Origin of the sequence: Dechloromonas sp. H13, from assembly GCF_009469615.1 — a bacterium.
Lineage (GTDB): Bacteria > Pseudomonadota > Gammaproteobacteria > Burkholderiales > Rhodocyclaceae > Azonexus.
Window position 1 is genome coordinate 461,039 of the sequence record NZ_SSXX01000001.1, and the last position, 21,531, is coordinate 482,569.

Annotated in this window: 21 protein-coding genes; 4 read left to right on the plus strand and 17 right to left on the minus strand. The window is 62.2% G+C overall.

Annotation, left to right across the window (positions count from 1 at the left end; all coding sequences use genetic code 11):
* Positions 1–44: 44 nt before the first annotated feature.
* The 12 genes from GH660_RS02290 to GH660_RS02345 all read right to left on the minus strand — a co-directional run bounded on the left by GH660_RS02290 (position 45) and on the right by GH660_RS02345 (position 13,126).
* Positions 45–926: a glycosyltransferase family 2 protein gene (locus GH660_RS02290; RefSeq protein ID WP_153144950.1), complete on the minus strand. Its 882-nt coding sequence runs from the start codon at positions 924–926 to the stop codon at positions 45–47.
* 78 nt (positions 927–1,004) lie between these two features.
* On the minus strand, positions 1,005–2,957 hold the full coding sequence (locus GH660_RS02295; RefSeq protein WP_153144951.1) for a pilus assembly protein PilF: 1,953 nt from the start codon (positions 2,955–2,957) through the stop codon (positions 1,005–1,007).
* Between the two features lie 59 nt (positions 2,958–3,016).
* The gene (locus GH660_RS02300; protein ID WP_153144952.1) at positions 3,017–3,442 is read right to left on the minus strand and encodes a pilin; all 426 of its coding nucleotides are present in this window, start codon (positions 3,440–3,442) and stop codon (positions 3,017–3,019) included.
* A gap of 248 nt (positions 3,443–3,690) precedes the next feature.
* Positions 3,691–5,277 (minus strand): HD family phosphohydrolase, encoded by a 1,587-nt coding sequence (locus tag GH660_RS02305; protein ID WP_153144953.1) that lies wholly within the window; start codon positions 5,275–5,277, stop codon positions 3,691–3,693.
* Positions 5,278–5,281: 4 nt separating this feature from the next.
* Positions 5,282–6,049, minus strand: a complete 768-nt coding sequence (locus GH660_RS02310; protein WP_153144954.1) for a 3',5'-cyclic-nucleotide phosphodiesterase — start codon at positions 6,047–6,049, stop codon at positions 5,282–5,284.
* 217 nt (positions 6,050–6,266) lie between these two features.
* Positions 6,267–6,944, minus strand: coding sequence for an FHA domain-containing protein (locus tag GH660_RS02315; protein ID WP_153144955.1), 678 nt, complete (start codon positions 6,942–6,944; stop codon positions 6,267–6,269).
* Between the two features lie 15 nt (positions 6,945–6,959).
* A complete protein-coding gene (locus GH660_RS02320; RefSeq protein WP_153144956.1) occupies positions 6,960–7,775 on the minus strand; it encodes a Stp1/IreP family PP2C-type Ser/Thr phosphatase in 816 nt (271 codons plus the stop codon).
* A gap of 73 nt (positions 7,776–7,848) precedes the next feature.
* Entirely contained in the window at positions 7,849–8,805 is a 957-nt protein-coding gene (locus tag GH660_RS02325) for an ornithine cyclodeaminase family protein (RefSeq protein ID WP_153144957.1), read from the minus strand.
* Positions 8,806–8,817: 12 nt separating this feature from the next.
* Entirely contained in the window at positions 8,818–9,519 is a 702-nt protein-coding gene (locus GH660_RS02330) for a TerC family protein (protein ID WP_153144958.1), read from the minus strand.
* 63 nt (positions 9,520–9,582) lie between these two features.
* Positions 9,583–10,476, minus strand: coding sequence for a succinate--CoA ligase subunit alpha (gene sucD, locus GH660_RS02335; protein WP_153144959.1), 894 nt, complete (start codon positions 10,474–10,476; stop codon positions 9,583–9,585).
* 10 nt (positions 10,477–10,486) lie between these two features.
* On the minus strand, positions 10,487–11,647 hold the full coding sequence (gene sucC, locus GH660_RS02340; RefSeq protein WP_153144960.1) for an ADP-forming succinate--CoA ligase subunit beta: 1,161 nt from the start codon (positions 11,645–11,647) through the stop codon (positions 10,487–10,489).
* Between the two features lie 138 nt (positions 11,648–11,785).
* Positions 11,786–13,126, minus strand: coding sequence for an MATE family efflux transporter (locus GH660_RS02345; protein ID WP_194266207.1), 1,341 nt, complete (start codon positions 13,124–13,126; stop codon positions 11,786–11,788).
* 127 nt (positions 13,127–13,253) lie between these two features.
* Here GH660_RS02345 and paaK point away from each other — a divergent pair, with 127 nt between their 5' ends.
* Positions 13,254–14,558 carry a phenylacetate--CoA ligase PaaK gene (paaK, locus tag GH660_RS02350; RefSeq protein WP_153144961.1) on the plus strand — a complete coding sequence of 435 codons (1,305 nt, stop codon included), beginning with the start codon at positions 13,254–13,256 and terminating at the stop codon, positions 14,556–14,558.
* 55 nt (positions 14,559–14,613) lie between these two features.
* Here the strand turns inward: paaK and GH660_RS02355 are convergent, their stop codons facing one another.
* Positions 14,614–15,315 (minus strand): fumarylacetoacetate hydrolase family protein, encoded by a 702-nt coding sequence (locus GH660_RS02355; RefSeq protein WP_153144962.1) that lies wholly within the window; start codon positions 15,313–15,315, stop codon positions 14,614–14,616.
* Positions 15,316–15,456: 141 nt separating this feature from the next.
* On the opposite strand from GH660_RS02355, the gene GH660_RS02360 reads away from it, so the two are divergent.
* Positions 15,457–17,229 carry a hypothetical protein gene (locus GH660_RS02360; protein WP_153144963.1) on the plus strand — a complete coding sequence of 591 codons (1,773 nt, stop codon included), beginning with the start codon at positions 15,457–15,459 and terminating at the stop codon, positions 17,227–17,229.
* 42 nt (positions 17,230–17,271) lie between these two features.
* Here the strand turns inward: GH660_RS02360 and GH660_RS02365 are convergent, their stop codons facing one another.
* Positions 17,272–18,018, minus strand: a complete 747-nt coding sequence (locus GH660_RS02365) for a Nif3-like dinuclear metal center hexameric protein (protein ID WP_153144964.1) — start codon at positions 18,016–18,018, stop codon at positions 17,272–17,274.
* Between the two features lie 14 nt (positions 18,019–18,032).
* Between GH660_RS02365 and GH660_RS02370 the strand changes: the two genes are divergently transcribed.
* Both GH660_RS02370 and GH660_RS02375 read left to right on the plus strand, forming a co-directional pair.
* On the plus strand, positions 18,033–19,187 hold the full coding sequence (locus GH660_RS02370; protein ID WP_153144965.1) for a Do family serine endopeptidase: 1,155 nt from the start codon (positions 18,033–18,035) through the stop codon (positions 19,185–19,187).
* Between the two features lie 3 nt (positions 19,188–19,190).
* Positions 19,191–19,997, plus strand: a complete 807-nt coding sequence (locus GH660_RS02375) for a class II glutamine amidotransferase (RefSeq protein WP_153144966.1) — start codon at positions 19,191–19,193, stop codon at positions 19,995–19,997.
* On the opposite strand, the gene tatC is transcribed toward GH660_RS02375, so the two are convergent.
* The 3 genes from tatC to tatA form a co-directional block, all read right to left on the minus strand.
* Positions 19,998–20,837: a twin-arginine translocase subunit TatC gene (tatC, locus tag GH660_RS02380; protein WP_153144967.1), complete on the minus strand. Its 840-nt coding sequence runs from the start codon at positions 20,835–20,837 to the stop codon at positions 19,998–20,000.
* Complete coding sequence (tatB, locus tag GH660_RS02385) at positions 20,834–21,220, minus strand: Sec-independent protein translocase protein TatB (protein ID WP_153144968.1); 387 nt, start codon at positions 21,218–21,220, stop codon at positions 20,834–20,836. The genes tatC and tatB overlap by 4 nt, the downstream gene beginning before the upstream one ends.
* Before the next feature lie 71 nt (positions 21,221–21,291).
* The gene (tatA, locus tag GH660_RS02390; RefSeq protein ID WP_153144969.1) at positions 21,292–21,522 is read right to left on the minus strand and encodes a Sec-independent protein translocase subunit TatA; all 231 of its coding nucleotides are present in this window, start codon (positions 21,520–21,522) and stop codon (positions 21,292–21,294) included.
* Positions 21,523–21,531: the final 9 nt, after the last annotated feature.

The following is a 21,531-nucleotide window of genomic DNA, read 5'->3' on the forward strand; positions in this document are numbered from 1 at the left end:
AGAAGGCCTAAGCAATTACAAACATTGACACTTGAATACATAAATCAACTCTGATCTTGCAGCGGCTTTCTATCCGAAGAGCGGTACATCAACTGGGTGATTTGCTCCGAAACCAGACCAATGAGAAAAATCGTGACGGAAGAACTCAATAAAAATATTGTAGCCAGGGATAAGCGCCCATGTTCGATGAATGTAAAAACATAGTAGCCCAAGCCTACAAGCGCATGCGCAAAGGCAACCGGCGCAAATAGCTTCAACGGCGAATATAAAGTTCCAATCTTAAAAATGATCAAAAGAAAACGGATTCCGTCACGCCACAGCCGAATGTGACTCGACGTTCCCTGCATACGCGATTGCACTGCGATAGGCTCATACGCAACGGAATAACCTGCACGGAAAAACGCCATGGTTATCGTCGTGGGGTAGGAAAACCCATTCGGGAGCAGATATAGAAACTCCAGAAACTTGTCACGTCGAACAACCCGAAAACCAGAAGTCAGATCCTTAACCTCATTCCCGACCATCCATGACGCCAAGCGGTTGTAGAAAGCGTTTGCCAAGCCGCGATGCCGATTGGCTTGCCCAGCACCATCTCGCGCACCCACGACCATGTCGTAACCGCAAGCCAGTTTTGCAAGCAACCGAGGAATATCCCCGGGGAGGTGCTGTCCATCAGCATCCATGAAAACGAGAATATCCCCCGTTGCGCTACGCGCACCCAACTTTATCGCTGCACCATTGCCTTTTTGGTATGGATTACTGACAACCTTGACACCGCAACCAAGAGCCACATTTTCGGTACTGTCATCGGAGCCGTCGTTGACTACAATAATTTCGGAATCCGGGTAGCGCTTGACCAGTTCTGGTAGAAATACCGCGAGGGCAGTCGCTTCATTACGTGCCGGCAAGATAATACTAAGCTTCATAAATAAGCCCGGCTGCCTTTAAGCTCACAACGCCCTGAAATCGATTGGAAACCAATATTAATTTGGATCGAAAATTTCTCATAATTTTGGGCTATAAACAACTCCATTTGATTTCAATTCGTCTATGACAGATTGAACCAGCCTCCTATCCTGCCGATTAAGGCGCTTATTTTCGAGATCCTTTAACAACTCCAATACGCCGTTTTTGTTACCTAAAAATCTATATAGCTGTAACAAATTAATCCTGTTTAGGATATCGTTTTCATCGTTATTGATTGCCTTGAGCAGAACAACCTGCGTTGCTGAATAATCTTTCTGGCCCAACCACAAATATAATGCATAATCTGAGCTCACTACGGACCGATCTTTAACTGTAGCGCCGTGGTTGCCAAGAGCCGCATCAAACAACGCAACCACTTGCTCGCGCTCAAGGCATATCGTACCAGCATTCGACATTTCTGCTACACCATGCATTACTGCTCGATCCAAGGGCCCCCATTTCCCCCTAGCCAAGCGGGTGCGTAGCTCATCAAGGACCTCTACGCGACTCTTGTTCCCAGACAGGCAGTCGAGTTGCAATTGCCCGATCAACGCCAGTTTATAATTGGAATCAAGGGTGTTGACGCGCTCAAAATGCTTTTCTGCAAATGAAGCGGCAATCAGACTTGGTTGCTCCGCGTACATATTTACCAGCAGAGCACCTGCTTCATATTGCGCTCGCACCGATTCAGGTCGATATCCGGCTTCAATTTGGGTTCTACGAAAATCCTCTCCGAACATATCCGCTCGAAACCAGGTCAATAATGAAAAATAGAAAAAAACAGCCAGCGCCAATGCCGAGGCCACCACCTTAAACGCTCCCCCGGATCGATACAGAGACTGCAAAAGCGCACTCAAAATTATAAATATGCCCAGACTAGGCAAATAATTTCTATGCTCATGCATTAATTCCAAGGGAAATATTGTTGACTCCAGGCTATGCCCAACGAAGAACCACAAAATTCCGAACGAAATCAGCGGAAACCTGTTTCGAGTTACCCAACACAAGACTGGAAGGAATAAATAGCCCATGACCGCTGGCATGGTTGTTATTGGATCAAGAAATCCAGTCGAAACGACAATATCATCATGATATAGAGCAAAACCTGGCAGAGCTGGAAAAACAATAAGTCTTATGTATTCCCAGAAAACCCTGGACTCGGTCAACGTTCGCTGAACAAGTGTGAAATCCCTGGTTTCATATCCTTGCAGCAAACCAACACCAGGGATAACCAAATATACAGCAAGGGCGACTGTAGCCAACAAAATGAAATTGATGTAGAACTTACCAAAAAAATCAATTCCATTCCTAAGCTTTCTATGGAGAACCGCTTCATATGCTACGACATAAAGCAAAAGCAGGACGCCACTTTCCTTGCTCAGCAGTGCCAAAGGGAAGAACATTCCCCACGCCAAAACGAAACACAAGTATTCAACCTTGCCAGTCGTTGCACGCTGTCGCGCCCACACATGGAGAATTAGCGCAGCAAGCGTGAACATTGCGGCCAAGCTCGTCATTCGCTGAACGACATACAGCACTGACGTCAACTGTATTGGATGAACTAACCATAAACCAACAACTATTCCTGCAAACAACCTAGATTCTGCCACCCCCTTTGAATTGTCAGCCTTTGAAAAAAGAGTGACCAAAAAATACAAAAGCATTCCATTCAAAAAATGAATGATTAAATTTGTCAATTTAAAGTAAAATGGATCAAATCCCGAGAAATAATAATTAATAGCAAAACTTAGCATACTAAGAGGCCGACCCAACGGGCCCGCAACGCCACTTTCCCACACACCAAGCATTGATTCAATTGAAAATTCACTTAACTTAACCCATGGCGACTCGATTATATTGATTGAATCATCGAAGAAAAACCCCCCCATCAAACCTGGCCAGTAAATAAAAAAGCAAAGGGAAAGCAGCAAAAGCCAAAATAGCCAGCGCTCCCAACTTGAACTTGTGGTGGGTTTAATTAAATCAATCACTTCTTAATCCAAAAAAAAAGGCGCCCCGTAGGACGCCCTGAAGATCCGAAATTTCTGAATTACTTGCAGTTAGCCGGGCGATATTTTGCTTCGATAGTACCACCGCACACCCAATCAATCTGACCAACACCAATGGTTGGAACATCACCGGTAGTTTGAGCAGTCAGCGTAATAGTCCTTCCGGAAATTCTCGGCTCGGTCGTCGAAGCTTCAGCAACAATTTGAGTACCATTCCACCTAACCGACTTGACATATTTTGAACTGGTGCCAACCGAAACCGAATTATTGGGCGGCATTGTACCTTTGGTCTGATACCATTCAGCAATATCAACCTTCATACCCGAAGCAGCCAACATCACTTCAGACACCTTGGCGCGCACAGTGTAATCCTGATACGCGGGCAAGGCGATAGCAGCCAGAATGCCGATGATCGCGACAACGATCATCAGTTCGATAAGGGTAAAGCCCTGTTGAACACGTTTCATTTGAATCTCCTTTTTTTGAGAAAGAAGCGGGAAGCCGCTGTGCATATACAAACACATTCCGTGCCAGCATCATGAAATATGCGGATTCGCGCCACAACCCCGTATTTACCCAGCCATTTGCCTATCAGTACGGGGCGCCATGCACTTCATGTGCCGAAAATTGTCAGTGCCATATGGCGCAATTGGGCAATTGCTTGCTTCAAGCCGCCTGTTGCGGTCGACGTCTCCAATAGGCCAAAAAGCCAGGCTCAGCAATCCACCTGCTTCGCGTCGAGAAACTCGTCGGCGTACTTGCGGTAGATCTCGCTCCTGACGAAGACGTCGTGCAGGTCCGGGTCGATGTGGCCGTTGTGGCGGAACTTGTCGAGAATTTCCAGCGCCTGTGAGAGCGTCATGGCTTCCTTGTAGGGCCGGTCCCCTGCCGTCAGTGCTTCGAAAATGTCGGCGATGCCCATCATGCGCGCCTGCCAGCTCATCTCCTCGCGCTTGAGGCCGCGCGGGTAGCCCTTGCCGTCCATGCGCTCGTGATGGCCGCCGGCATATTCGGGAACGTTTTTCAGGTGCTTGGGCCACGGCAGCTGTTCGAGCATCTTGATCGTGGCGCTGACGTGGTAATTGATGGTCTGGCGTTCCTGCTGGGTCAACGTCCCGGCGCGGATGGTGAGGTTTTCGAGTTCGTCCGCGTTGAGGAAATCCACTTCCTCGCCCTCAGCGTTGCGCCAGCGGTAGCTCTGCGCGATGGTACGCACGCGCTCGATATCGGCATCGCTCATGCGCTCACTGCCGACATTGGAGGCGTGCAGGAAGCTACGGTCGCCTTCCATTTTGGCCACGAATTCATTGAACTCGGCTTCCGCCTGTTCCCTGGCGCCCCCCCCGATAAGCTGCCGCAACATGCGCACCTCGGCGTCACGCCTGAGCACTTCAAAACGTGTGTCTATCAACTCGATACGATCGAAGATGGTTTGCAGCTTGGTCGCCTTGTCGACAACGTGCACCGGCGTCGTGACCTTGCCGCAATCGTGCAGGAGGGCGGCGATGCGCAGCTCGTAGCGGTCGCGGTCGGTTAGCCGGAAGTTTGCGAGCGGCCCTTGGCTGGTTTCGTGCGCGGCCTCGGCGAGCATCATGGTCAGCTCGGGGACGCGCTGGCAATGCTCGCCGGTATAGGGCGATTTTTCGTCGATAGCCGAGTTGATGAGCAGGATGAACGATTCGAACAGCTGTTCGAGCTGGCGCACCAGTTGGCGGTTGGTCAATGCGATGGCGGCCTGCGAGGCGAGCGACTCGGCAAGACGCTGGTCGGCCTCGGAAAACGGCACGACGACGTCGTGCTTCGGCATGTGGGCGTTGATCAGCTGCAGCACGCCGATGATTTCGCCCTCGTGGTTGCGCATCGGCACGGTGAGGAAGGACTGCGAACGATAACCGGTGCGCTCGTCAAACATGCGCGTGCCGGAAAAATCGTAGCCTCTGGCCACGTAGGCATCGGCGATGTTGACGGTCTCCCCGGATATCGCCGCGTGGGCTGCGATCATGGTGTCGTTGGGCGAGCCGTCGTCGCGGTAGAGCGGCAGGTCGGGGAACTTGCCGGACACCGGGTTGCCGCTGGTACCACCGAACGCGATGTTCAGCGAGTCGGTGCGCACGATCTCGAAATGCAGATGGCGCTTGTCTTCGGACAACAAGTAGAGCGTGCCGCCGTCGGCTCGCGTGATCGACTTGGCGGCAAGGACGATCTTTTCCAGCAGGCGGTTGAGATCACGCTCGTTGGACAGCGACGCCCCGATGTCGTTGAGGTGTTCGAAGCGGCGAAAGAGGTCGTCGAGCGTTCCCACGATGTCAGAACTCGAAAACCTGGCCATTACGCAGCATCTGCGGCTTGAACCGGCCGAGACAGAGGTCGATTTCCGCCATCGTCAGTTCCATCTGCCCCGGCTTGAGATGCGTGATGTGAATTTCACACGGTCGCTGGAGTTTGCTCAGTTCCGCCGCCAGCAGACTGGGGCAGAGGTGCTTGGAGAGCGTGGCCAGGCGTTCCTCGCTGTCCGGAAACGCGCATTCGATGATCAAGTGGCGCAGGTTGTCGATGCGGTTGGCCGCCGCCCAGAACGCGTCGCACGGGCCGGTGTCGCCGGAGAAGACCAGGCTGCCGACGCCGGAATCGAGGCGATAGGCCACCGCGGGAATGGTGTGGTCGACCGGCAGCGCGGTAAAGGTTCGCCCACCAAGGACGACCGGCTGCAGCAGGTCGATCGGCTGGTAGCGGACGAAAGGATTGTCGGCCGTCGGCACCTCGGCGAAATCCGGCCAGACCAGCCAGTTGAAGACATGCGCCTTGAGGATGTTGAGAACCGCCTGCGTCCCGTAAACCGTCAACGGCTTGCTGCGCCGGTCGGCGACCGAGTCGATCATCAGTGGGAGACACGCGATGTGATCAAGATGCGTATGGGTCAGGAACACATGATCGATGCACGCCAGTTCGGCTATGCTCAAATCCCCCACGCCGGTACCGGCATCGACTAGGACGTCGTCGTCGATCAACAGCGACGTCGTACGCAGGTGCTCGCCGCCGATGCCGCCACTACAGCCGAGAATTCTCAGTTTCATCGTCAATTTGTCTCGAAGGTAGCGGCCTCGTCCCGGTTCTCGCACGGTGGACTATCGAATTGACGCAGGATCCATTCCAATTAACGCGAAGAGCCATCCTGCACCAAGGCGAAATTTCTGGAATTGTACAACCGCTGGTCGAATTCAGCCCAGCCTCGCGTGCGGCAAACAGCCGCAACCCCCCCTACGCCTTGCAGCACTCGCCGAGCGCCTGCCGTCAGCCGGTAATGGTTAGTTCCATGCGGATGCCGGCAATCTCGACCACATCCCGGTTCTTCAGCGGATAGGCGTCTCCGCCGAGTTCGCGGCCATTGACCGTGGGAAAACTTTCGCCTTCGACATGAGTGACGAACACCCCCTCCGGGCGCCGGGCGATGACGGCCACCTGCACCCCCGGTTTGCCGAGGGTGGTCAGCGTCTTGATCAACTCCAGGACCTTGCCGGCATTGGGGCCAGTCAGCAAGCGGACCGTCACCTGCGGCGGCGGCAGGGGATCGGGTGCCGGCGGCCGCGGAATCATGATCTGCGTATCGGAAAAGGTCCGTTCCGGTTCGGGCGCCGCCGGGATGCCGGCGGCGCGCAGGGCGGCCGCGTTGTCGGCGACCGCCGCCTCGGTCATGTACTTCAGCTTGTACTTGCCGAGCTCGACGACATCGTTGTTCTTCAGGACATGCCGCTTGATCGGCTGGCCGTTGACCAGCGTGCCATTGGTGCTGTTCAGGTCCTCAAGGAACGAGTCGTCGAGAATGGTGACGACCGCCGCATGGTCGCCGGAGATGGCCAGGTTATCGATCTGGATGTCGTTGTGCGGCTTGCGCCCGATGGTGATCCGCTCCTTGTTGAGCGGGATCTCCTTGAGTACGAGTCCATCCATCGAAAGGATCAGTCTTGCCATCTTGCCTACCCCACCTTACCCGAAGCGGGCCAGCAGCTTCTGCCACCAGCCCCTGCGTGCCGTGAAATCCCCGAGCACCTTGACCACAATCACCGAGACGTTGTCACGTCCGCCATTATCGTTCGCCATCTGCACCAGCCGCTCCGCCGCGTCTCCCGCGTCCGCTTCCTGCAGCGCGCGCCCGATGTATTCGTCATCGACCATGTCGCTCAGACCATCGGAGCAAAGCAGGTAAACGTCGCCCGGCCGCACCTCGAAGTCTCCCAACTCGGGCTCGATCCGCAAATCGACACCGAGCGCGCGGGTCAACAGATTCCGGGCACGGGAAACGCGAGCCTGCTCAACGCTAATCATGCCATTGTCGAGCTGTTCTTGTAAGAGCGAATGATCGCGCGTCAGCTGTTCGAGCGTCCCGGCACGCAGGCGGTAGAGCCGGGAATCGCCGATGTGCGCCACCGTCAGGCGGTTGTCATAGAACCAGGCGACGACCAGGGTCGTCCCCATGCCGGCGAACTGCGGCTCGTTCTGGGCGGCGAAAAAGATTTCGGCGTTGGCTTCGGCGATCCGCTCCCGCAAATGGCGCTGGGCGATCCGCAACCCCGAGGCATCCAGCTGCTGCGGCTCGCAATCGTCCAGCGTGCGGACGATGCTCTCGGCCAGCAGGGTGGTCGCCATGCTGCTGGCCACTTCGCCGGCGTTGTAGCCGCCCATGCCGTCGGCGAGGATGGCGAGCCCCGTCGCCGCATCGCCGAAAACCGCATCCTCGTTGTGCGGGCGCACCCGTCCCGGGTCGGTGCGGACGGCAACTTCCAGGGCTTCGCTCAGCGGCATCGGCTACGGTTTCATGAAACGATCAGGCCGCCCATTTTGCCGCCGTTCGCGCGATCGGTCCGTGAGGTATCTCTCATTTGAGCGGCAGTTCGACACCCATGCCCCGTTCGCGCGCGGCGGCCAGCACCCGGAGCCCGACGGCAAGATCCTGGATGGCCATTCCCTGCGACTCGAAGACGGTAACCTGCTCGGCTGCGCTTCGCCCACCGTGTTTGCCGACGATGATGTCACCCAGTTCGACAAGCTGGCGAGCGTGCAGGCGCCCCTTCTCGAGCAGCGGCAACAGGTCGCCGGCCTCGGCCAGCGCGGTCGGGACGGCATCGACGGCGATCAGCGCGCATCGCCTGAGCGTCGCCTCGGAGAGTTCCTGGCGAATCAGCGCATTCGAACCGGCAGCGTTGATGTGCGCGCCCGGCGCCAGCCACTCGGCGTCGAACAGCGGCTGCGCGGCGGTCGTCACGGTGCCGACCAGGCCACTGTCGCGCACCGTTTCCTCGGCGCTGGCGGCGGGCACCACGGCGACACCCGTCGTCTCGCTCATGCGCCGGCAAAAATCGTCGAGTTTTTCCCGGTTGCGGCTGAAGACCTTGACCCGCTCCAGCGGCACAGCCGCGCAGATCGCCCGCACATGCCCTTCCGCCTGCCAGCCGGCACCGAAGACGCCGGCCACCCGGGTTTCGGGACGAGCCAGCCATTTCGCCGCGACACCGCTCGCGGCACCGGTGCGAATCATGCCCATGTAGTCCGCCTCGATGACGGCAAGGAGGCTGCCTGTCGCGGCATCGAAGAGATGGACAAGGAAGCGGTTGCCGCTGCGGTTGCTGGTGTAGGCCTTGTAGCCGAGCACGCCCTGCGCCGGCAGCGCGCCCTGCAGGATGTGCAGCACCGTCTGCGGCAGGCGGGTGCGGGCGCGCGGCGTATCCTGCGCCTGGCCGAGCGCCAGGTCGCGATGCGCCGACTCGACCGCCTCCAGCGCCATGGTTGCGGTCAACACCTGTTTTACGTCGTTTTCCGTGAGAAACAGCGCCATGCGTTCCGCTCCCTAGACGATGGTGACATCCTGCCGGGCCAGAATGCGCTGCTCCAGCCAGCGCCCGACGACAACCACGAGCAGCGCCCCGACCGCCCCCGCCGCCTTGGCCGCCCAATCGGGCAGCGGCGGCAGCAGGCCGACGACGCCGGGGTCGGTGAAGATCATCTGGCCGGCGACATAGCCGAGCAGGCCGGCGCCAAGCAGGACAATCCACGGCCAGCGCTCCATCCAGCGCAGGATCAGCTGGCTCGACCAGACGATCAGCGGGATGCTGACCGCCAAACCGAACAACAGCAGCGCCAGGCTGCCGTGCGCCGCCCCGGCGACGGCGATGACGTTGTCGAGGCTCATCACGAAATCGGCGATGACAATGGTCTTGACCGCGCCCCACAGGTGGGCCGAGGGCTCGATGTCGTGGCCCTCCTCGTCCTCCGGCAGCATCAGCTTGACGGCGATCCAGACGAGCAGCAGGCCACCGACGAACTTGAGCCACGGCAGGTTCATGACCAGCGCGGCAAAGACGGTGAGCACGACGCGCAGGCTGACCGCCCCGGCGACGCCCCAGAAGATGCCTTTCCTGCGTTGCTCGGGCGACAGGTTGCGGCAGGCGAGCGCGATGACCACCGCGTTGTCGCCGGACAGCACGATATCGATCAGGATGATCTGGCCGACGGCGATCCAGAAGGCGGTGGAGGTAAGATCGAGTTCCATGAAAACCGGGCGAAAAAAAGGCGGGCACGCAGCCCGCCTTTTTGGTTGAGCTAGGCTCGCATTTTACAGCATGGCCTTGAGCAGCTTGGCCATTTCGGACGGGTTGCGCGTCACCTTGAAGCCGCACTCTTCCATGATGGCGAGCTTGGCATCGGCAGTGTCGGCACCGCCGGAGATCAGGGCGCCGGCGTGGCCCATGCGCTTGCCGGCCGGCGCGGTGACGCCGGCGATGAAGCCGACGATCGGCTTCTTCATGTTGGCCTTGCACCACTGGGCGGCTTCGGCTTCATCGGGACCGCCGATTTCGCCGATCATGATGACGGCGTCGGTATCCGGATCGTCGTTGAACATCTTCATGACGTCGATGTGCTTCAGGCCGTTGATCGGGTCGCCACCTATGCCGACCGCGGAGGACTGGCCGAGGCCCAGTTCGGTCAGCTGACCGACGGCTTCGTAGGTCAGCGTGCCGGAGCGGGAAACCACGCCGATGCGGCCCTTCTTGTGGATGTGGCCGGGCATGATGCCGATCTTCACTTCGTCCGGGGTGATCAGGCCGGGGCAGTTCGGGCCGAGCAGCAGGGTCTTCTTGCCGCCCTTGGCTTCCTTTTCCTTCATCTTGTTGCGCACCATCAGCATGTCGCGGACGGGGATGCCTTCGGTGATGCAGATCGCCAGGTCGAGGTCGGCTTCGACGGCTTCCCAGATCGCCGCAGCAGCGCCCGGGGGCGGCACGTAGATGACGGAAACGGTGGCGCCGGTTTCAGCGGCTGCTTCCTTGACGGAGGCGTAGATGGGCACGTCGAAAATCTTTTCGCCGGCCTTCTTCGGGTTCACGCCAGCGACGAAACAGTTCTTGCCGTTTGCGTACTCGATGCACTTTTCGGTGTGGAACTGACCGGTCTTGCCGGTGATGCCCTGGGTGACGATCTTGGTGTCTTTGTTGATCAGGATAGACATTCGGTGCTCCTTACTTGACCGCTTCGACGATCTTGGTGGCGGCCTCGGCCATGGAATCGGCAGAGATGATGGGCAGACCGGAATCCTTGAGGATCTGCTTGCCGATTTCTTCGTTGGTGCCCTTCATGCGGACGACCAGCGGCACCGACAGGTGCGTTTCGCGGGCCGCGGCGACGACGCCGGTGGCGATGGTGTCGCAGCGCATGATGCCGCCGAAGATGTTGACCAGGATGCCCTTGACCTTGGGGTTCTTGAGCATGATCTTGAAGGCTTCGGTGACCTTCTCGGTCGTGGCGCCGCCGCCGACGTCGAGGAAGTTGGCCGGCTCGGCGCCGAACAGCTTGATGGTGTCCATGGTGGCCATCGCCAGGCCGGCACCGTTCACCAGACAGCCGATGTTGCCGTCGAGCGAGATGTAGGCGAGGTCGAACTTGGAGGCTTCGATTTCGTCGGCGTCTTCTTCGTCCAGGTCGCGCATGGCGACGATTTCCGGCTGGCGGTACAGGGCGTTGGAGTCGAAGTTGAACTTGGCGTCGAGCGCCTTGACGGTGCCGTCGCCTTCGTGGATCAGCGGGTTGATCTCGGCCAGCGAGGCGTCGGTTTCCATGTAGCAGGTGTACAGGTTCTTCAGCGTTTCGACGCACTGCGGGATGGAGGCTTCGTTCATGCCCATGCCCTTGGCCAGGGTCAGGGCCTGCTCGTCGGTCAGGCCGACCAGCGGGTTGATGAAGACCTTGATGATCTTTTCCGGGGTCTTGTGCGCGACTTCCTCGATGTCCATGCCGCCTTCGTAGGAGGCCATCATGGCGACGGACTGGGTGGCACGGTCGGTCAGCGCGGCGACGTAGTATTCATGCTTGATGTCGGCGCCTTCCTCGATCAGCAGGTTGCGGACCTTCTGGCCTTCCGGACCGGTCTGGTGCGTGATCAGCTGCATGCCGAGGATCTGGCCGGCGTATTCGCGAACTTTTTCCAGCGAGGTCGCGACCTTGACGCCACCGCCCTTGCCACGGCCACCGGCGTGAATCTGGGCCTTGACCACCCAGACCTTGCCGCCCAGGGTTTCGGCTGCCTTGACCGCGTCGTCGACGGTCGTGCAGTGAATCCCGCGCGGAACGGTGACGCCGAATTTCTTCAGGATTTGCTTGCCCTGATATTCGTGAATTTTCATGCGCTTTCCTTGCGTTTAGTTGAGTTGCGAGCAATGAGCGGCAGCCAAATGATCCCCCGACCCCACCCGGTTTATACCGACTTTGAACCGAAAATGTTACCACATACCTGACAAATTATTGCAGCCGGAAATTCATAATTACGGAGGCGATTCCATGGCCTGCATCGCCTTGCGCAGCAGCGGCAGCAGCAGGGCCGCGGCGAGCACCAGGCTGACCACCGAGGCCAGCCAGAAGCCGGCGACGCCGAGCGGCGGCGACCAGCGGAAGCAGAGCCAGCTGCCGCCGAGCAGGCCGACGCCCCAGAAGCAGAAGGTCTGCACCAGCATCGGCACGAAAGTGACGCGGTAGGCGCGCAGGGCATGGCCGGCCACGGTCTGCAGCGCGTCGAAGAACTGGTAGAGCGCGACGTAGATGATCAGACTGGCGGCCACTGCGCGCACCGCCAGATCGTCGGTATAGGCGGCGATCAGGGGGCTGGCCGCCAGCCAGAGCAGCGCGCCGACCAGCGTCGACAACAGGGCAGCGAGCAGCAGGCCGGCCTTGACCACGGCGTGCGCCCGCCGCCAGTCGCGCCCGCCGACCGCCTGGCCGAGGGCGGCCATGGTGGCGATGGCCAGCGACAGCGGCAGCATGTAGGTCAGCGCCGAGATGTTGGCGATGATGCGGTGGCCGGCGACGACGGTGGCGCCGAGCGAGGCGATGAACAGGCTGATCAGCGTGAACGAGGTGATCTCGACCAGATTGGACAGCCCCATCGGCAGCCCGAGGCGCAGCAGTTCGCGCCAGCGCCGGGCGTCCGGCGGCGCCCAGTCGGCGAAGGGGCGGTAGCGCGTCCCGAGCGGCCCGCCGGCGAGCCAGACGGCACCGGTGAGGCAGGCCAGCCAGGCGATGACGATGTTGGACCAAGCACAGCCGATCACCCCGAGCGGCTCGCCGGCCCAGCCCTGGAGCGCCAGACCCCAAGCGAGGAAAGCGTGCAGGGCGAGCGCGGCGAGGCCGATGCCCATCAGCACGCGCGGCCTGCCCAGGGCGTTGCAGAAGGCGTAGAAGGTGCGGTAGAGGAGCGACGCCGGCAGTCCCCAGGCCAGCAGGCCGAGATAGGCGGTGACCTTGGCCGCCACCCCGGCGTCCATCGTCACCGTGCCAAGCAGCCATTGCGGATGCGTCAGGAACCACACCCCGGGAACGCTGAGCGCCAGCGCCAGCCAGAAACCCTGCTGCAGGACGCCGGCCACCTCGCCGTCGCGCTTCGCCCCGTGCAGCTGGGCGACGACCGGCGCCACCGCCTGCAGGATGCCGACCAGCGCGAAGACCACCGAAATCTGGATGCCGCCGCCGATCGCCACCGCCGCCAGGTCGGCGGCGCTGACATGGCCGAGCACGGCGGTATCGACCACCATCATGCCGATGGACGACAACTGGGCGATCAGGATCGGCAGGGCATGGGCCAGCAGGCCCCGGGCGGCGGCGAGAAGCATGGGCCGCGATTGTCGCACGCGCCGCCCGACGGCTGCGGTCGACCGCCAAAAACGGGCCAAATTGATCTGCCTCAACCAGCATCGCCGGCGACTGCCACAGAATTTACAGTTCTGGAGGGAGCCAACAATGAACAAGACCCATACCGGCCTGCACGCCATCGAGTCGGCCAGCCGCGACGAAATCACCGCCTTGCAAACCGAACGGCTGCAATGGACGCTGCGCCACGTCTACGCCAACGTGCCGCACTACAAGGCCAAATTCGACGCCGCCGGCGTCCATCCGGACGACTTCAAGTCGCTGGCCGACCTGGCGAAGTTTCCGTTCACGACCAAGCAGGACCTGCGCGACAACTACCCCTATGGCATGTTCGCCGTGCCGCGCGAGCAGGTCGTGCGCATCCACGCCTCGAGCGGCACCACTGGCAAGCCGACCGTCGTCGGCTACACGCAGAAGGACATCGACACCTGGGCCGACCTCATCGCCCGCTCGATCCACGCCTCGGGCGGCCGGCCCGGCGACATCGTCCATGTCGCCTATGGCTACGGGCTATTCACCGGCGGGCTGGGTGCCCACTACGGCGCCGAGAAGCTCGGCTGCACGGTGATCCCGATGTCCGGCGGACAGACCGAGAAGCAGGTCCAGCTGATCTGCGACTTCAAGCCGGACATCATCATGGTCACCCCGTCGTACATGCTCAACATCGCCGACGAATTCCGTCGCCAGGGCATCGACCCGAAGAGCACCAAGCTGCGCATCGGCATCCACGGCGCCGAACCGTGGACCGACGCCATGCGCAAGGAGATCGAGAGCGCCTTCGGCATCGACGCGATCGACATCTACGGCCTCTCGGAAGTGATCGGCCCCGGCGTCGCCAACGAATGCGCCGAGACCAAGGACGGCCCGGTGATCTGGGAAGACCACTTCTACCCCGAGATCATCGACCCCAACACCGGCGAGGTGCTGCCCGAAGGCAGCCAGGGTGAACTGGTGTTCACCTCGCTGACCAAGGAGGCGATGCCGGTCATCCGCTACCGCACGCGCGACCTGACCCGCCTGCTCGCCCCCACCTCGCGCAGCATGCGCCGCATCGGCAAGATCACCGGGCGCTCGGACGACATGCTGATCATCCGCGGCGTCAATGTCTTCCCGTCGCAGATCGAGGAACTGATCCTCAAACAGCCCAAGCTGTCGCCGCACTACGTGCTGGAAGTCAGCCGCGACGGCCATCTCGACTCGCTGAAGGTCGATGTCGAACTGAAGCCCGACTTCGCCTTCGCCAGCGCCGCCGAGAAGGAGTTCGTGGCGCACGACCTGCAGCACCACATCAAGTCCTACATCGGCATTTCGGCGCGCATCGACATCGTCGAGATCGGCGGCATCGAACGCTCGATCGGCAAGGCGAAACGCGTCATCGACAAGCGTCCGAAGTAGGGCGAGTTACCCGGCAACCGGCGGGAATGCTGTTTACCGGAAACTCGCCCCAAGCTCAGACGATGCGCGCACGCAGCGTGCCGACGCCAGCAACGCCCGCCTCCAGCACGTCACCCGGCAGCAGCGGCCCGACGCCGGCCGGCGTGCCGGTATAGATCAGGTCGCCGGCCTCCAGGCGCACCATGGTGGAAAGGTTGGCGATGATGTCCGCCACCTTCCAGCTCATCGCCGAAAGATCGCCGTCCTGCCGGATTTCGCCATTGACCGTCAGCCAGATGCGGCCGCTGGCCGGGTGCCCGACCCTGGCCGCCGGCTGGATGATGCCGGCCACCGCCGACTGGTCGAAGCCCTTGCCCATGTCCCACGGGTGGCCCTTCTCCTTGGCCAGCGCCTGGATGTCGCGGCGCGTCAGGTCGAGGCCGACGGCATAGCCGAAAATCAGGCTTTTTGCCTGGTCGACCGCAACATTCGCGCCGCCGCTGCCAAGCGCGACGACCAGTTCGATTTCGTGATGCAGGTTGCGGGTCAGCGGCGGATAGGCGACGGAGATCTCGCCCTCGCCGCTCACCACCGTGTCGCCCGGCTTCATGAAGAAGAACGGCGGCTCGCGCCCCTCGGCCTGCGCCAGCGCGCCCATCTCGCGCGCGTGGTCGGCATAGTTGCGCCCGACGCAGTAGACGCGGCGCACCGGGAAGAAGTCCGTGCCGCCGGCAACCGGCAGCGCAGCGTGGAAATGCGGCGGAAAGACGAACGCCATGACAACCCCTTCGGCTCAGGTGAAATTGGCCGCTAGTGTGCAATAGTTCCTGATGCCGACGCCAGCCTGCTGCTAATATTTGCCCATGGAATACCGGCTAACGACCAAGGGTAGGTAACTGTGACCGCCACAACATTTCGCTTGAGCACCGTGGGCGCCGCCCTGCTTTCGGCAAGCCAGGCCTGGTCGATCGGCTTTGGCGACATCGTGCTGCATTCGCGCATCGGCGAGCCGTTGCGTGCCGAGGTGCCGATCGCCGCCGATGCCGACGAGCATCTGGAAGCCACCTGCTTTTCGCTGGCCCCGCTCAACGGTTCCGATCTCCCGGTCATCTCCAGCGCCAAGACCAGGCTGGTGCGCGACGGCAACCGCTACCGCCTGCACCTCACCGGCAGCAAGCCGATCTCCGAACCGATTTTCCTGATCGGCCTGCGCGCCGGCTGCGGTGTCGATTTGCAGCGCGATTACGTACTGATGCCGTCCGAGCCCCTCGTCCTCGCCAGCCCTGCGCCGGCCGGCGCGAGCCCGGTCGACACCCCGGCCGCCCCGACGCGCAGTCGCGGCGCGGCGGTCCAGGAATACCGCGCCAGCGAGGGCGACACCCTGGAAGGCATCGCCGAAACGCTGGTTCCGGACAACCTGGCGCAGCAGCGCCGGATGCTCGCCGCGCTCAAGCGCGCCAATCCGCAACTGAGCCGCCGTCCGGCGCTCGTCGACGGCACGCCCGTCATCATTCCCGACGTCAAGCAGCGCGTCGCCGCCGAGCGCGACGCGCTGCCCATGCAGCAGGCGAAGCCGCGCAGCGAGCCGGCGGAACCGCCCGCGCCGCCCCCGCCACCGCCGCCTAAAGTGGTCAAGCCCACGCCGGCGCCGAAGCCCGGCGGCGTCGACCGCGTCCTCATCGGCGCGCCGCCGGCCGAACTCAAGCCCGGCGAAAAGGCGGCGCCGCCCAGGGACCCCAAGGCCGAACTCGACGAGCGTCTGCAGAAGGTGGAAGCCACCATCCAGTCGCTCAACACGCAGATCGAGGCGCTCGACAAGGCGCTGGCGCTGACCGCCGAATCGCTGGCGCTCCAGCAGAAGCTGCAGGCCGCCCAGGCCGCCGGCGGCGCCCTGCCCGCCCCGGTGGCCAAGCCGGCGGAACCGCCACCGCCCGCCGCCTCTGGCAACAACTGGCTGGAAGCCCTGCTCAGCGCGCTGGCCGGCGGCCTGATTGCCGGCGGGCTCGCGCATCTCCTCGGCCGCCGGCGCGAGCGCCGCAACGGCGAAGCGATGCCGCCGCCGATCCCGCGCGCGCCGCACCAGACGGAACCGGCCGGCATGCCCGAGGCCTCCCCGGACATACCGGAGCCGCGGGTCGCCCCGCCCGCCAGCCTTCCCGCTGCCGCGGCCATCGACACGCAACCCGACGTCTTTTCACGGGCTCCCGACGAAGTCAGGGGACCGGAAGCCCACTTCAACCAGGACGACAGCGCCATCGCGCTCGCCGAAATCATGCTCTCCTTCGGCCGCCTGCAGGGCGCCACCGAAACCCTGGCCCAACATATCGAGGAAAGCGCCTCGGACAATCCACGGCCGTGGCTGATGCTGCTCGACCTCTACCGGCGCGGCGGCATGCGCGGCGAGTACACCCGGCTACTGCCGGCGCTGCGCCAGAAATTCAACCTGCAGGTGCCGGCTTGGCAGGATCTTGAGGCACCGGTCTCCGGGCTCAAGTCGCTCGCCGACTACCCGCACATCGTCAGCCGCATCACCGCCACGTGGGGCACCCGAACCGGCATGGACTACCTGTACGAACTGGTGCACGACACGCGCAACGGCCAGCGCAGCGGCTTCCCGCTCGAGGTGATCGAGGAGATCGTCCTGCTCCTGCTGGTCCTGGAAGCGGGCTACGGCCTGCGGCGCGAGGCTTAGAGGGGATTCCCGGCAAGCCGCGGCGTTTGCCGAGAGCGCGCCCTACACGGGATTATCGACATCCACGAACTCGCACTGCAGGCCGCAACGGGCGGCGAGGTGTTCGGCGAGCGCCGCCACGCCGTAGCGCTCGGTCGCGTGGTGTCCGCAAGCCAGGTAGGCGACCCCGCTCTCGCGCGCCAGATGGACGGTCTGCTCCGAGATTTCGCCCGAGATGAAGGCGTCGACGCCGAGGGCGATGGCCTGCTCGAAATAGCCCTGCGCCCCGCCGGTGCACCAGCCGAGACGCCTTAAGGGACGCTGCGCTTCGCCGATCAGCAGCGGCTGACGGGCGAGGCCGGCGGCGATCTGCTCGGCCAGCCGGCCGGCCGTCGTCGGTGCGCCAACATCGCCCAGCCAGGCGATGTCCTGCTCGCCGAAACGCCCCGTGGGCTGCCAGCCCAGGCGGCTCGCCAGCTGCGCGTTGTTACCCAGTTCGGGATGGGCGTCGAGCGGCAGGTGGTAGACGAACAGGTTGATGTCGTGGCCGAGCAGGGTTTTCAGGCGCTGCCGGCGGATGCCCGTGACGCGGCCATCTTCGCCCTTCCAGAAATAGCCGTGGTGGACCAGCACCGCATCGGCGCCGCGTGCCACGGCTGCATCGAGCAGCGCCTGGCTGGCGGTGACGCCGGCCACCACCCGTACGACCTCGGCGCGTCCTTCCACTTGCAGGCCGTTTGGGCAATAATCCCGGAACTTTGCGGGCTGCAACAGCTCATCCAGATATTCCACCAGTTCTTCGCGTTTCATCGAGACGGTCTTCCATGCGCAGGTTGTGGCTGATTTTTGCACAAACGGTAACGATTGCGGTCGCCGTCATGTTCGTGCTGAGCACGCTGAAGCCTGAATGGCTGCCCGCCCGCCAAGCGTCGGTCACGGTACAGCAGGCGCCCACCGCTGCCCCGGATGACGAGCGCAAGGGAACTGCTTCATATCGTGAGGCAGCGCGCGCCGCGCTGCCGGCCGTCGTGCACATCTACACGACGCAGGAAGTGAAGAAGCGGCGCCATCCGCTGCTCGACGACCCGGTCTTCCGCCATTTCTTTGGCGAGCGTCCGGACGGCCCGCCACAGCAGAACCTGGGCCTCGGCTCGGGCGTGCTGGTCAGCAGCAACGGCTACATCCTGACCAATTTCCACGTCGTCGAGGCGGCAAAGGATATCCAGGTGTCGCTCAACGACGGCCACACCTACAAGGCCAAGGTCATCGGCAGCGATCCGGAATCCGACCTTGCCGTGCTGCAGATCAAGGCCGACAAGCTACCGGCGATCACCTTCGGCCAGATGGAGAACCTGCGCGTCGGAGACGTCGTGCTGGCCATCGGCAACCCCTTCGGCGTCGGCCAGACGGTGACCATGGGCATCGTTTCGGCGCTCGGTCGCTCTCACCTCGGGATCAACACCTTCGAGAACTTCATCCAGACCGACGCGGCGATCAACCCGGGCAACTCGGGCGGCGCCCTGATCGATGTCGACGGCAACCTGGTCGGCATCAACACCGCGATCTACTCGCGCACCGGCGGCTCGCTCGGCATCGGCTTCGCGATCCCGGTGTCGAGCGCCAAGAACATCATGGAGCAGATCATCCAGCACGGTGCCGTGACGCGCGGCTGGATCGGCGTCGAAGCCCAGGAAATCACGCCCGAACTGGCCGAGTCCTTCGGCCTGCCGGACAACGAAGGGGCGCTGATCGCCGGCGTCGTGCGCGGCAGCCCGGCCGACGCCGCCGGCATCCGCCCCGGCGACGTGCTGCTGACGGTCGGCGGCAAGCCGGTCACCGACCCGCAGGTCATGCTCGACCTGATCGCCGCGCTCAAGCCCGAGGAACGCTCGGCCTTCCGCCTGCGCCGCGACAAGAACGTCGTCGAACTGCAGGTCAAGGTCGGCAAGCGGCCGGCCATGCGCGCGGAACAGGAGTGAGCGATGTGCCAGCTGCTGGGCATGAACTGCAACGTGCCGACCGACATCTGCTTCTCGTTCACCGGCTTCCAGGCGCGCGGCGGGGCGACTGACGTCCATTCCGACGGCTGGGGCATCGCCTTCTTCGAGGGCCGCGGCACGCGCGTCTTCCTCGAACCGAAGCCGTCGTGCACTTCGCCGCTCGCCGAGCTGGTGCGCCAGTATCCGATCCATTCGAAAAATGTCATCGCCCACATCCGCAAGGCGACGCAGGGCGTCGTCGGGCTGGAAAACACCCACCCGTTCATGCGCGAGCTGTGGGGGCGCTACTGGATCTTCGCCCACAACGGCAACCTCGTCGATTTCGCGCCGACGCTGGACGGCAGCTTCGTCCCGGTCGGCGTCACCGACAGCGAGCGCGCCTTCTGCTGGCTGCTCGACCAGCTGCGCCGGCGCTTCGGCGGCACGGCGCCCGCCGCCGACGCGCTGTTTGCCGCCATCCATGCGCTGACGCTGGAAATTGCCGGCCACGGCGAGTTCAACTTCCTGCTCTCGAACGGCGACTGGCTGTTCGCCCACGCCTCGACCAGGCTCGCCTACATCGTCCGCCAGGCGCCGTTTGCCCAGGCGCACCTCAAGGATCAGGACGTCACCGTCGATTTCAACGCCGTCACCCGGCCCGACGATCGCGTGGCGGTGATCGCCACCCAGCCGCTGACCGACAACGAGGCATGGACGGTGATGCCGGCCGGGACGTTGTGGTGGTTCGCCGAAGGGATGCCGGTGCGGACGCTGGCCACCCGACCGGGACCGGAAAAAAAGGCGATCTGACTACTTGCCGGAAAGCTTGCGGAACTCGTCTTCCGCGCGGTCCATCTCGACATCCATTTTCGCCTCTGCAGCCGGGTCGACCGCAACAGGCGCCGCCGGAGCCGGCCGGGAGACGAAACGGGCGGCAAAGATGCCCAGCTCGTAGAGCAGGCACATCGGAATCGCCAGCGCCAGCTGGGAAACCACGTCCGGCGGCGTCACCACGGCGGCCACGACGAAGGCGCCGACGATGAAGTAGGAGCGCCACTCCCTGAGCTTGTCGACGCTGACCACCCCAAGCTTGACCAGCACGACCAGGGCCACCGGCACCTCGAAGGCGATGCCGAAGGCGAGGAACATGGTCATCACGAACGACAGGTAGGCCTCGATGTCCGGCGCCGGTGTGATGCTCTTCGGCGCGAAACCGGCGATGAAGCTGAACACCTGGCCGAAGACGAAGAAGTAGCAGAAGGCCATGCCGAGCATGAAGAGCAAGGTGCTGGAAATGATCAGCGGGATGCCGAGGCGCTTTTCATGGGCGTAGAGGCCGGGCGCGATGAAGGCCCAGGCCTGGTAGAGGATGTAGGGCAAGGCCAGCACGAAGGCAACCATGGCGGTGACCTTGAGCGGCACCATGAACGGCGTGATGACGCCGATGGCGACCATCTTGGTGCCTTCCGGCAGCGCGGCGGTGAGCGGCGCGGCGAGTATGTCGTAGATGGCGCCCGGGCCAGGGTAGAGGCACAGCGCCCCGAGCACGACACCGACCGCGATCAGGCTGCGCAGCAACCGGTCGCGCAGCTCGACCAGATGCGAGATGAACGACTCTTCGGGCGCGGATTCGACCTGCGGATCGCTCATGCGGCGGGTTTGCCCGTGTTGTCGCCAGTTGCCGGCGGCGAAGGCGGCGTCTGGGTCGCCTGCGCGACCTGTTGCGCGGCGTCCTCGAGTTCGGCAGCCGCCGCCCGGGCCGGCGCCTCGAGCGCCGAACGGGCGGATTCGTATTCCTTGCGCACCGAATCCTCCAGGGCGCGGGCCGAGTCAGTCACCTGCGACTGCAGTTTTTTCAGTTCGTCGAGCTGAATCTCGCGGTTGATGTCGGACTTGACGTCATTGACGTAGCGCTGCGCGCGCCCGAGCAGATGCCCCAGCGTGCGCGCAACCTTCGGCAGCTTCTCCGGCCCGATGACGAGCAGGGCGACGACGCCGATGACCATGAGTTCGGAAAAGCCGATATCGAACATAGTTGTAGTTGCCGGTTACCAGTCATTAGTCTCTAGCTAAAAGCTGACGACTAGCGACACGCGACCCGCCACTAGCTCTTCGTCTTTTCCTTCACTTCGACATCGATGGTCTGTCCGCCGACCTTCTCGGGCGGCGGGGTTTCGGCCTTCTGGTCGGGCGCGCCGGCGTCCTTCATGCCGTCCTTGAAGCCCTTGACCGCGCCGCCGAGATCCTGCCCGACGTTGCGCAGCTTCTTGGTGCCGAAGATCAGCAGCACGATGACCAGTACGATCAGCCAGTGCCAGACGGAAAAACTGCCCATGATTGTCTC

Coding starts and splice junctions, on each gene's coding strand:
- GH660_RS02320 (WP_153144956.1), bottom strand. CDS start 7,775: ATGCCGCTGAGCGAAGCCCTGGAAGTTGCCGTCCGCACCGACCCGGGA.
- sucC (WP_153144960.1), bottom strand. CDS start 11,647: ATGAAAATTCACGAATATCAGGGCAAGCAAATCCTGAAGAAATTCGGC.
- GH660_RS02315 (WP_153144955.1), bottom strand. CDS start 6,944: ATGGCAAGACTGATCCTTTCGATGGATGGACTCGTACTCAAGGAGATC.
- tatA (WP_153144969.1), bottom strand. CDS start 21,522: ATGGGCAGTTTTTCCGTCTGGCACTGGCTGATCGTACTGGTCATCGTG.
- GH660_RS02355 (WP_153144962.1), bottom strand. CDS start 15,315: ATGGCGTTCGTCTTTCCGCCGCATTTCCACGCTGCGCTGCCGGTTGCC.
- tatC (WP_153144967.1), bottom strand. CDS start 20,837: ATGAGCGATCCGCAGGTCGAATCCGCGCCCGAAGAGTCGTTCATCTCG.
- tatB (WP_153144968.1), bottom strand. CDS start 21,220: ATGTTCGATATCGGCTTTTCCGAACTCATGGTCATCGGCGTCGTCGCC.
- GH660_RS02300 (WP_153144952.1), bottom strand. CDS start 3,442: ATGAAACGTGTTCAACAGGGCTTTACCCTTATCGAACTGATGATCGTT.
- GH660_RS02375 (WP_153144966.1), top strand. CDS start 19,191: ATGTGCCAGCTGCTGGGCATGAACTGCAACGTGCCGACCGACATCTGC.
- sucD (WP_153144959.1), bottom strand. CDS start 10,476: ATGTCTATCCTGATCAACAAAGACACCAAGATCGTCACCCAGGGCATC.
- GH660_RS02310 (WP_153144954.1), bottom strand. CDS start 6,049: ATGAAACTGAGAATTCTCGGCTGTAGTGGCGGCATCGGCGGCGAGCAC.
- GH660_RS02370 (WP_153144965.1), top strand. CDS start 18,033: ATGCGCAGGTTGTGGCTGATTTTTGCACAAACGGTAACGATTGCGGTC.
- paaK (WP_153144961.1), top strand. CDS start 13,254: ATGAACAAGACCCATACCGGCCTGCACGCCATCGAGTCGGCCAGCCGC.
- GH660_RS02365 (WP_153144964.1), bottom strand. CDS start 18,018: ATGAAACGCGAAGAACTGGTGGAATATCTGGATGAGCTGTTGCAGCCC.
- GH660_RS02345 (WP_194266207.1), bottom strand. CDS start 13,126: ATGCTTCTCGCCGCCGCCCGGGGCCTGCTGGCCCATGCCCTGCCGATC.
- GH660_RS02290 (WP_153144950.1), bottom strand. CDS start 926: ATGAAGCTTAGTATTATCTTGCCGGCACGTAATGAAGCGACTGCCCTC.
- GH660_RS02330 (WP_153144958.1), bottom strand. CDS start 9,519: ATGGAACTCGATCTTACCTCCACCGCCTTCTGGATCGCCGTCGGCCAG.
- GH660_RS02325 (WP_153144957.1), bottom strand. CDS start 8,805: ATGGCGCTGTTTCTCACGGAAAACGACGTAAAACAGGTGTTGACCGCA.